Source organism: Adhaeribacter terreus (genome assembly GCF_042657365.1).
GTDB classification, from domain to species: domain Bacteria; phylum Bacteroidota; class Bacteroidia; order Cytophagales; family Hymenobacteraceae; genus Adhaeribacter_A; species Adhaeribacter_A terreus.
Genome location: NZ_JBHSKT010000018.1, coordinates 1 through 8,932, shown reverse-complemented (window position 1 = coordinate 8,932; position 8,932 = coordinate 1). Strand labels below are relative to the sequence as shown.

At 40.5% G+C, this 8,932-nt stretch carries 11 protein-coding genes and 1 pseudogene; 1 reads left to right on the top strand and 11 read right to left on the bottom strand.

What is annotated here, in order from left to right:
* Positions 1 to 87: 87 nt before the first annotated feature.
* The 11 genes and pseudogenes from ACFPIB_RS17425 to ACFPIB_RS17375 all read right to left on the bottom strand — a co-directional run bounded on the left by ACFPIB_RS17425 (position 88) and on the right by ACFPIB_RS17375 (position 7,992).
* Entirely contained in the window at positions 88 to 369 is a 282-nt protein-coding gene (locus ACFPIB_RS17425) for a hypothetical protein (RefSeq protein ID WP_378018757.1), read from the bottom strand.
* Between the two features lie 40 nt (positions 370 to 409).
* A complete protein-coding gene (locus tag ACFPIB_RS17420; RefSeq protein WP_378018756.1) occupies positions 410 to 1,471 on the bottom strand; it encodes a DUF5677 domain-containing protein in 1,062 nt (353 codons plus the stop codon).
* A 267-nt stretch (positions 1,472 to 1,738) separates the two neighbouring features.
* Positions 1,739 to 2,020 (bottom strand): annotated as a pseudogene (locus tag ACFPIB_RS17415) (DUF4256 domain-containing protein); the annotation flags it as partial.
* A gap of 19 nt (positions 2,021 to 2,039) precedes the next feature.
* Positions 2,040 to 2,570, bottom strand: coding sequence for a hypothetical protein (locus tag ACFPIB_RS17410; protein ID WP_378018755.1), 531 nt, complete (start codon positions 2,568 to 2,570; stop codon positions 2,040 to 2,042).
* Positions 2,571 to 2,849: 279 nt separating this feature from the next.
* Entirely contained in the window at positions 2,850 to 3,722 is an 873-nt protein-coding gene (locus tag ACFPIB_RS17405; protein WP_378018754.1) for an alpha/beta hydrolase, read from the bottom strand.
* A 158-nt stretch (positions 3,723 to 3,880) separates the two neighbouring features.
* Entirely contained in the window at positions 3,881 to 4,999 is a 1,119-nt protein-coding gene (locus ACFPIB_RS17400; RefSeq protein WP_378018753.1) for a ligand-binding sensor domain-containing protein, read from the bottom strand.
* Positions 5,000 to 5,321: 322 nt separating this feature from the next.
* A complete protein-coding gene (locus tag ACFPIB_RS17395) occupies positions 5,322 to 5,885 on the bottom strand; it encodes a DUF4256 domain-containing protein (protein ID WP_378018752.1) in 564 nt (187 codons plus the stop codon).
* Complete coding sequence (locus ACFPIB_RS17390; protein WP_378018751.1) at positions 5,875 to 6,288, bottom strand: DUF1801 domain-containing protein; 414 nt, start codon at positions 6,286 to 6,288, stop codon at positions 5,875 to 5,877. Before ACFPIB_RS17390 ends, ACFPIB_RS17395 begins: the two co-directional genes overlap by 11 nt.
* A gap of 155 nt (positions 6,289 to 6,443) precedes the next feature.
* The gene (locus ACFPIB_RS17385; RefSeq protein WP_378018750.1) at positions 6,444 to 6,827 is read right to left on the bottom strand and encodes a DoxX family protein; all 384 of its coding nucleotides are present in this window, start codon (positions 6,825 to 6,827) and stop codon (positions 6,444 to 6,446) included.
* Between the two features lie 4 nt (positions 6,828 to 6,831).
* Positions 6,832 to 7,296 carry an SRPBCC domain-containing protein gene (locus ACFPIB_RS17380; protein WP_378018749.1) on the bottom strand — a complete coding sequence of 155 codons (465 nt, stop codon included), beginning with the start codon at positions 7,294 to 7,296 and terminating at the stop codon, positions 6,832 to 6,834.
* 360 nt (positions 7,297 to 7,656) lie between these two features.
* Positions 7,657 to 7,992: an ArsR/SmtB family transcription factor gene (locus tag ACFPIB_RS17375; protein WP_378018748.1), complete on the bottom strand. Its 336-nt coding sequence runs from the start codon at positions 7,990 to 7,992 to the stop codon at positions 7,657 to 7,659.
* Between the two features lie 143 nt (positions 7,993 to 8,135).
* On the opposite strand from ACFPIB_RS17375, the gene ACFPIB_RS17370 reads away from it, so the two are divergent.
* Entirely contained in the window at positions 8,136 to 8,822 is a 687-nt protein-coding gene (locus ACFPIB_RS17370; protein WP_378018747.1) for a hypothetical protein, read from the top strand.
* Positions 8,823 to 8,932: the final 110 nt, after the last annotated feature.

The following is an 8,932-nucleotide window of genomic DNA, read 5'->3' as shown; positions in this document are numbered from 1 at the left end:
TGCATGCAAGGCGTCTGAATAAAGATTATGAGAAGAACAGAATGAACAGCCAATCGATGGTATATATAGCAATGATCTCAGTAATGCTTAAACGTTGCTAATGGCTTTTAAAACAGTTTCTAAGATCAACAAGTTTGTTAAACCTGCGAATAAATCATCATTTTCTTCAAATTTATAATATAGTAAAGCATCACTTTGTTGAATGAAGTTTGAATCAATTACTCCAATTATTGCTCGATTTTTTTCTGAAAGAATTTCACGCTTTACCTTTGGGCTTTGGGTAAGCAATAAACCTGGAACGAGCTCAATAGATTCATCTTTGAAATCTTTTAAAGAAATAAATTTAAGTGCCGCAAAAAACAATTTCATTATGATTCCCTCTTATTTAATTGTTTACCCTTTTTCTTTTTCAGCTTGGTTTAAAGGAGAATTGTAATTTGTTGAATATCTTTTGTGTAAACAAACTATTAACATTAAACTCCTTTTCAGTAGAGAATTCATATAAAATGTAATCATTTACTTCGTGAAGAATAGCAACGGTATATTGCATCGGATCGATAAATGATTTCATATCTATTTCCTGATTAAGGAGACTAGGAAGTACTATTTTACTTCCAGACATAAAATTGTTAAACGCATTAAAATTTGAATGAATTTGTTCACAACAGATAAGGTAATATGGCCTAAACCTATTCATTTGAACTTTTTCTTCTAAGAGTTTAAAATTTGCTTTCTGTTTACCTGGAAACAAGTCATCTGCCCAGCCAAATTCATTACTTAAGAAGTCCTTACCATATTTCTGATTAAGCCTTTCTGTTTCCTCCTTTAAAATCTTCTCTGTGGTAATAGGCAAAGGCTTGAATTTAAGATCTTGGTAATTGTTATTGTAGCTTACTATTTTCCTTTGAGAGTTTTTGATTGAATGTTGAAAAAACTTGTCTGCTAGCTCGTTATTATTTTCAATTGCAATTACTAGTAGAATAATAGCATTTTCATAAAGCGAACGCCAAACAATCATAGCAGCGTCAATAAATCCACTGAGGAGTAAATCAACTATTTGCTGAGCCCGCCTTAATACAAGTCCATAAAGTGCGATATTTATTTTAAGTGTGCTGTCAATTTTTTTTCTTTTAGTCTGTTCGATTATTTTCTTATAAACAACTACGCTAATGTTTATGTAGGATAAAAAAGGATTGAAAGAGTCCTTATTAGTTTCAGCTATTGTCTTTTGATTTTTAAAGTGGACTTTTAAAAAATTATCAAGATTAATATTTTGTTTTTCTGCATATAGATTTGATATGCTCTCCTCATATTTAGAGAATAAACCTTCAAATTCTGGTGCAAGCTTTTCTATAATTTGTTTTTCAGTCAAATCTGTCGAATTAATAGCTTCAATAAGTGCATCATCAAATAGTTTGTTGAAATTTTCAAAAAATAATCCTTTTATCTCGATTTTTTTAAAGCGTCCCAATGTCTTTTAGTTTGATTTTGGCAGTTTATTCGGTAGATAATCTCCAGAAAATTTTCAATGCGTTTTAAATGCTTCAACCCGAACAGATTATTATCTTAATCAAATATAGATTTTTCAGGTAACAAAAGGTTAATATTAAAATTATTATTTGCATCGAACCAAAACTTTCTCATTCTCCAAAACCAACTGAGCCTCCAATTGACCTATCCTAAAATAAAAACAAAAGCCTCTCTAAAAGAGAGGCTTCAAAACTTCAAACCAACGAACTCAAACCCGTAACGAACCCCGAAACCCCCTGGCGGCATAGTAAGATTCCGCCCCGTTGTGATACGTGAAAACCTGGTTGTAGCGGCGGTCGCAAAAGATGGCCCCGCCCAGTGCTCTGATAGCTTCCGGCGTTTTCACCCAGCTCGAGGTTTTCGTATCGAAGTTGCCCAGTTGCTGCAGTTCCCGGTATTGTTCTTCGGTTAAAATCTCGATGCCCATTTCCGCGGCCATTCCCATGGCGCTGTTTTTCGGTTTATGTTCTTTCCGGGCTTCCAGCGCTTCCCCGTAAATTCAAACCCATTTAATTGGCTTTACAGATCTGTGTTTGAACTTCCTGTTCGTCTAAAATGATCTTCGTTTCACAGTACGTTTTTCGGTTTCTTTTCAGTTGCAGTTTATAAGGTTTGCCGCTGTACACCCTAATTCCTTTTTTGGCTTCTTTGGTGGAACTGATAAATTTGCCGTTCAGGTAAATATCTGCCTCTTTTTTACTCGGCTTGTTATTTACAACCAACGTGGCATATTTATTCGGAACGTGCGATTTCATGTGGTGCGTTTCTTTGGGATTCTTCGAACCAAAATGAATCCGCATCCAAAGTTCCTCGTTTATTGCAAGAATATTTGCCCACGGCTGTTCCGTAGCTTTCATCCAATCTCTTAAAATATCTTCGATGCCCGCCGGCTGGGAATAGAAATTTATCAAGTGTTTGGCCGCATTCTGGTTGTAAAAATTCTTCGGATCCAAGGCTGTTATTTCCTCATAGTACGCTTGTTTTAGCTCCTGTTCCAGTTCAGGATCCAGTAGCAAACTTTCCTGCATTTTTCTCTTCATAATTCCAACAATTAATTCGTAACAAACCGAAACTTAAATAATTAAGCTATCCGCTGTATACGGATGTTATGGAGTTGAAGATGAGAAAACTAAACTGGATTTTATTTTGTGTTTACGGTTAGGGCAAGACTTTCATAATTAGATAAAAGCTAGTTTAAGTTCTTCATTGGTAAATATAGAAACTAAAGATAATTAGAGGGGGCTCTGTATTAGAACGTTTTTTGTCATCCCGAGCGAAGCCGATGGATCTTATGAGGCCTAAATTTAGAACTTGAAAATCTACTTCACCTTACTGTTTGAATAGATAACTTTAAACGCATTCAAAACCGCCTGATGCATGATCGTAGCGTGGTTTTCTTCCGGCAGGTAATCGAAATATACACGCAGGTTTTTGTTGTTTGCGGCCTTCAGTTTATCGACTAAAACATTGGCGTCCACTTCCATTACCCGTGGCGGTTCAGTAGGTGTGAGGCCTTCTTTTCCTACGCCTATGTAAATTTCCTTTGGCTGGTTGAATGCACTTTCCAGAATTCCCGGCTGCTGACTTAACAGTGAACCATTGTCCCACCAAAGGCTTGGGCTTACGATGATGTATTTACTGAACAGATCGGGCTTTTTAAATAAAATTTCGGTAGTTAAAAGTCCGCCTAAGGATTGGCCGATGAGGGTTTTAGATGCACTGGGCTTGTACTTTCGCTGAATAAAAGGCTGTAATTCGGTTTCTAAAAAAGCGATGAATTTATCGGAATGGCCGCTGGTAGGGTTCGCTTTTTTATCTTTTTCGATGGTGGAAGGAAAGGTGAAATCCCTTCTTCTATCTACAGTTTCAATGCCCACCACAATAGATTTGGGAACGCGGTTTATCCATTCGAAACTGTTGTATTGCACCAGTCCGGCAATGTGAATGAAGTCTTCGTCCGCGGAACCATCGAGCAAATAAATAACTGGATAGCGTACCGTATCTTTCGGATCATACCCTTCCGGAAGATAGATATTCAGTGTCCGTTTTTCACCCAATACTTTCGATTGCACTTCATCGATGACGCCTAATACAAACGGTTTACTGCTTTCTTTTCGTTTTGCTTTTTTAGCCTGGCCAAATAGGAACGTTGCGTAAAAAGTCAGGATGATAATGGCTGTGATTTTTTTCATTGGTAATCAATTAAGATTCTAAAGCCATGCAATTCAGGGTGCTTTCAATTTTAGAAGGCAGGCTTTTTTTAGCTTTAAATCAGAAGTTAGAAAAAAGCTTTTCTTCGGAGCAATTTTTAGATTTTGCCCTTTCAAACCCATTGTAAGTTTGAGCTTCTTTATTCTGAAAAACTGGTAAACTTTTTCCCATCGAACCGGCACAAACCCATTCCTCTGGTGCCTACCCACAGGTTGCCGGCTTTATCTTCTACCAGGCAAAAGGCTGCGTTCTCCGGCAGGCCGTCTTTGGTAGTAAAGTTTTTGAACGTTTTACCGTCGTAGCGCCACAGGCCGCCTTTGGTTTCCCGTTCGGTTATTTTGCCAAACTCCGTACTTATCCAGATATTGCCTGCTTTATCCTGCAACATCGCGTCTACACCGCAGGAATCCAGTATGCCGTGCTGTACCACATTGGTAAAAGTTTTGCCATCGTAGCGCACCACGCCTTTGTCTCTTCGGCCTATCCAGATGTTGCCATTTTTATCTTCCAGCAGCCCCGAAAACCAGACCTCGTTGTTTGGTTTAAAATTGGTGATGACTTTCCCATTGTAGCGAATCAATCCTTCGAACCAGGTAGAAAACCACATATTCCCGTTTCGATCTTCTAAAATATTATAGGTTGCTTCCAGACGGAGGTTATTTTCGTTGGCTACGACTTCCTTTTGGGGAAAGCGGGTAAAAGATTTTCCGTTGTATTGATAAACGCCTTTGTGAGTACCAAACCAAAGCCTGCCGTTTTTAACCTGGTAAATGCAGTTTACCGGATTCTTTACGCGCGGATTATTGGTTGGCAACGCGTTCGGCAAAAGATCCTGGCCATCGCCGGATGGAAGCGAAATTGGGGTAAATGATTTTCCGTCATAACGACACACAATCCCGATATCCGTACCGATCCAGATAATTCCGGTTTTATCTTCTAAAATGGAATAGATAATATTGCTAGACAGTCCATCTTTCACGGTGAAATTGGTGAACGAGCTTCCATCATAGCGGTAAATTCCTTGTCCGGTAGTTCCGAACCACATATTCCCGTCCTTATCCTGTAATCCGCAATGCACATTTCCAGCTTTGTTTATTCCCGGGATCTTCCTGATTTTTGTTTGAATAGCAGCGGCAGTTTTTGGAGCATTTTCCCTAGCGTTTTCATGGGGAGCTTTAACTTGTCCATTGCAGGAAGCGATGATGAAAAATAAAAAGAGCAGGGGATAAGTTAGAGCTTGTAGGTTGGCCTTCTTCATAAATTGAAGTTTAATTCCTTTAAATTTAATGAATTAAGGCAAAGAATAAGTATTGCTAGTTTGTAAATTTAAATGTCGATTTACTCTACTCTTTGAGCTTTTAATCTTTTGCGTCATCCCGAGCGAAGCCGAGGGAACTTATAAAGCCTGTTTCTGAAAAAAAGCAATTTTTATTCAGTTAAAGGCCCCATAAGTTCCCTCGACGTTGCTCAGGATGACAAACTAGAAACTTTCAACTATTTCTATCTTAAGAATGAGTTTTTAAGCCGAAAAGCATAGCGTTTTTAAGTCCGAAAGCTTTTCAACATAACAATACAATCTTTTAAACCTGCAACCAACCCCGAAAACCACGAGCCGCATAATAAGATTCCGCGCCGTTATGGTACACGAAAACCCTATCGAAGCGGCGATCTCCGAAAATAGCACCGCCCAGTTTGCGGACGGCAGGCGGGGTAAGTAACCAACTGGAGGTTTTGGTGTCGAAGTTGCCGATTTGCTGGAGTTGGTGGTATTGTTCTTCGTTTAGCAGCGAAATGCCCATTTCTTCGGCCATCATCATGGCGCTGTTTTCGGGTTTGTGGGCTTTTCGGGATTCCAGCGCTTCGTGGTCGTAGCAAATGCTGCGGCGGCCTTTCGGGCTTTCGGGGGCGCAATCGAAGAAAGTGAATTCGCCGGTTTTTGTATCAAAACTAACCACATCGGGTTCGCCGCCGGTTTCTTCCATTTTATCCAGCGACCATAGTTTTTCCGGATTAGCTTCCAGTTTCGTTTGCACATCTTTCCAGGAAATGCCTTCGTGGCGGTTCATGTTTTTCTCGAAACGTGCTTTTAAAATGCTGAGAAGTTCTTTCTGTTGGTTGGGGGCTAAGGTATTTTTATTGCTCATTTTTGGCAGTTTTGTTAATGATCTCTTCCAGAATGTTCAGGTCTACGTCGCTGAGTTTGTTGATGTAGAGGCAGCCTTCGCCGGTTTTGTGTTTGCCCAGTTTTTCCAGGTCGGCGGCGTGTTGTTTCAGATTGATCAGGTGTAAGGAAAGGTTTGCTTTTCGGGGCGAAAAACCCATTTTAAACCAGGCAACTTCGCGGCCGGAAGTAGGGCTTTTGTAAATTTTATTGCCGAAACCGATCATGGAAGTGCCCCACATTTTTGGTTCTTCCTGCATGGCTTTTTGCATCATTTTCAGAACCCGGAAGCTGTCCTGGCGCTTGGTTTCGTCGGGAATGGCGTTGAGGAAATCGGTTACGCTGGCGGAGTCTTCCTTCGTTTTTATTTCGGCTAATTTACCCATCTGGTTTTTGCTTTGAGTTTTTTAGGGAAAAGGGATAGCGTTTTTCCGGCAATTTAAAAATTCCTGCTGATTATAGTTTTCCACCGAAGACTGCAAACTTTTGATGAAACCGGCTTACAGAAAATAAAAATCGACTTTCGGGTTCATGGTTGACCTTAGGAATTAACCGGTTTCAGTTTACGATCGGCGGGGCGGAAGTACCAGGAAAGGGCGGTAAGCACCAACAACAAAGCCGGGCCGAAGTTTTCCTGCGCGCCGTCGCCGGTGGCAATATGCGAAAAAAGCGCGCCCGACATGGCAAAGAAAAAGCCGGCGTAGGCCCATTCTTTCAGCAACGGAAATTTAGGAATAAGCACGGCAATTACGCCCAGAAATTTCCAGATGGCCAGTAAGGTGAGGAAATAAAGCGGATAATGCAGGTGGTTGAATATGTCCACTTCCTCTTTTAGCTGTAAAAACTGTACCGCTCCGCTGGAAACCATGCCCAACGAAAGCCAGACGGTAGCCACCCAGTAAATGATCTTGTTTCTCTTTTTCATAAGTTTAAATTAACGATTTTACGACTTCTTCTAAGCGGTTGTGCGCCATGTTTATGCCCTGTGCGAAAGGCAGTTGCAGCATCTGGTTGCGGTCGGCGGCGGAGCGGTACACGATCTGCATGGTGAGTTTGCTGCGGCTTTCCGATAGCGTTTCGAATTCCAGGAATTCCAGTTGCGGCGGAAACGGCGTGTTTGCCATCTGGAAGGTGCGGATAATTTTCTGGTTCGGCACAAATTCGTGGATCACGCCGTGAAAGCCGTGCTTGTTTCCTTTCGGATCGGTGGTTTCGAAGTGCCAGCTGCCGTGGTTTTTGCTTTCCAGTTTCAGCACGTTGGTGCCCATCCACTGCGCCACAATTTCGGGGTCTTCGTAGGCTTTGAACAGGTATTCCAGCGGCAACTCAAATTCGCGGGTAATTACCAGGTCCTGTTTGCCGTCTTCGGCGTGTATTTTTGTCTTCTTTTCCATAGCGTTTTTGGTTTCGAATGTTCGAATGTTCGAATGTTCGTAGTTCGTATGTTCGATTTCGAAAAGGCGAGTTTTTCGGTTAATACTCTAGCGTTTTTTGTTTTCAAAGTATTGTATTCCCAGTCCCCCTTTGGAGGGGGGTAGGGGGAGGACGCCATTATCTGATTTTACGTTTCCTGATACTCTCCTCTTGAGGGGAGCCGGAGGGATGTGATCGCATGTAGGAAAAACTCCCCTCTAACTCCCCTCAAGGGGAGAATCTTCGCAATGTTTATCTTCAATATCGTGAAAATCCTCCCCCTAACCCCCTCCAAAGGGGGACTTTTCTTCGGTTAACCGATCTTCCTGATTCCCTCCGGCTTATTTTTTCTTTTGATCTTCCTGTATTTTCGCTTTCATAATAGCTTCCAGTTTGTTGAAACGGTCGTCCCACATTTCACGGAAAGGCTCCAGGAAATCGGCTACTGCTTTCATGTTTTTGGCGTTGAGGTGGTAGTAGATCTCCCGGCCGTTTTGTTCCTGTTTCAGCAATTCGCACTCCGTAAGGATCTGCAAATGCTTGGAAACGGTAGGCCTGGCGGTGTCGAAATTGGCGGCGATGGCTCCGGCCGTCATGGCCTGGGAAGCTACCAGCAGCAAAATGGCCCTTCTGGTTGGGTCGGCGATGGCCTGGAAAACGTCGCGTCTTAAATTCATTATGTAGTTATTTGGCTACAAATATATATGTAGCTATTTGACTACGCAAATTTTGATAGAAATTCTTTTCCTTTTTGCGTCATTTCGATCGAAGCCGAGGAAACTTATTATGCCTTTATTAAAGGAATTGTTTAGATTTAAAAATGAGAAATCTAGTTCTTTTATCGGTTGTCATAATTATCTGTTCTTCCTGTTGTGAAAGTAAAAGTGATACTTCAATTGCCAGAATTAGTGTTGCAGAAACCATTTCTAATTTAGAATATTTAACTTCAACTATTTCTAGAAAGGTTGCGAAAGAAGGTTATAAACCTTTTGATAAAAAAATTTTAGTGAGCTCAGAAAAGCTTAAAGGGTGGCGTAATAATTTTTTAAAAAGTAGGAGCAAAACAAATTTATTGGCCTACTCAGATTCTATCTACCGATATTATTTTTACCATTTTAATTCAGAAGATTCAATTACCATTCACCTTTCAAAAAGCAAGAAGTTTGTTACAGCAACTTCAGATACTTCAGCCTACTTAAATTTATTTTTCTGGACATTAAAAGCTGAAGAAGCTATTCAAGAGGTATTAGTTGCAAAAATAGGTTCAACTACAAATTCTTGGGGATTTGGAGGGCAGTTGGATGTGGATTTGAACGCCGAAAATTTAAAAGTAGGCGATACGCTATTTGCTACTTTTAGAATTCCTGAAGTCGTCTTAGGGGAAGTGAAATATTATTTGGATAGCATTTTTGTAACAGAATTGCATTCCAGCAAAAAGATTCCAAGAACCATTATTCAAACAGGGCCAATTTTTATTATTCAAACAATTCCTAAGAAACTGTTTTAAAAGTGAATTAGCGGGATAAAAAAAGTACCCACTTTGGTTAAGAAAGTTATTCGACCAACTATTCAAAACCTCGGTGAGTACCCATCAAAAGAAAGAAAAACGGAAGAGAT

Bases quoted from the DNA above. Each gene is read 5' to 3' on its own strand.
- ACFPIB_RS17425 (WP_378018757.1), bottom strand. From the start codon at position 369: ATGAAATTGTTTTTTGCGGCACTTAAATTTATTTCTTTAAAAGATTTC.
- ACFPIB_RS17410 (WP_378018755.1), bottom strand. From the start codon at position 2,570: ATGAAGAGAAAAATGCAGGAAAGTTTGCTACTGGATCCTGAACTGGAA.
- ACFPIB_RS17405 (WP_378018754.1), bottom strand. From the start codon at position 3,722: ATGAAAAAAATCACAGCCATTATCATCCTGACTTTTTACGCAACGTTC.
- ACFPIB_RS17400 (WP_378018753.1), bottom strand. From the start codon at position 4,999: ATGAAGAAGGCCAACCTACAAGCTCTAACTTATCCCCTGCTCTTTTTA.
- ACFPIB_RS17395 (WP_378018752.1), bottom strand. From the start codon at position 5,885: ATGAGCAATAAAAATACCTTAGCCCCCAACCAACAGAAAGAACTTCTC.
- ACFPIB_RS17390 (WP_378018751.1), bottom strand. From the start codon at position 6,288: ATGGGTAAATTAGCCGAAATAAAAACGAAGGAAGACTCCGCCAGCGTA.
- ACFPIB_RS17385 (WP_378018750.1), bottom strand. From the start codon at position 6,827: ATGAAAAAGAGAAACAAGATCATTTACTGGGTGGCTACCGTCTGGCTT.
- ACFPIB_RS17380 (WP_378018749.1), bottom strand. From the start codon at position 7,296: ATGGAAAAGAAGACAAAAATACACGCCGAAGACGGCAAACAGGACCTG.
- ACFPIB_RS17375 (WP_378018748.1), bottom strand. From the start codon at position 7,992: ATGAATTTAAGACGCGACGTTTTCCAGGCCATCGCCGACCCAACCAGA.
- ACFPIB_RS17370 (WP_378018747.1), top strand. From the start codon at position 8,136: ATGAGAAATCTAGTTCTTTTATCGGTTGTCATAATTATCTGTTCTTCC.